The following is a 554-nucleotide window of genomic DNA, read 5'->3' as shown; positions in this document are numbered from 1 at the left end:
GTCCCCATACCGGATCACGGTACCAGGTTAGAACTCCGATACGATCAGGGTGGTATCCCAACGATGCCTCCACCCAAGCTGGCGCTCAGGCTTCAAAGGCTCCCACCTATCCTGTACAGATCGTACCAAAGTCCAATATCAAGCTGCAGTAAAGCTCCATGGGGTCTTTCCGTCTTGTCGCGGGTAACCTGCATCTTCACAGGTATTAAAATTTCACCGGATCTCTCGTTGAGACAGCGCCCAAGTCGTTACGCCATTCGTGCGGGTCAGAATTTACCTGACAAGGAATTTCGCTACCTTAGGACCGTTATAGTTACGGCCGCCGTTTACTGGGGCTTCAATTCATAGCTTCGGGTTGCCCCTAACCACTCCTCTTAACCTTCCAGCACCGGGCAGGCGTCAGCCCGTATACTTCGCCTTGCGGCTTCGCACAGACCTGTGTTTTTGCTAAACAGTCGCTTGGGCCTTTTCACTGCGGCCCCCTCGGGCTATTCACCCTACCGAGGCACCCCTTCTCCCGAAGTTACGGGGTCATTTTGCCGAGTTCCTTAACG

The 554-nt window shown here is 54.0% G+C and carries 1 rRNA gene; it reads right to left on the bottom strand.

Features of this window, described 5'->3' with window-relative positions:
* A 23S ribosomal RNA gene (locus tag ACXJJ8_RS15460) occupies positions 1-554 on the bottom strand; the annotation flags it as partial.

Source organism: Lysobacter sp. P5_C4, from assembly GCF_054049695.1.
The sequence above is the reverse complement of the archived record's forward strand: the minus strand, read 5'-3'. Positions and strand labels throughout refer to the sequence as shown.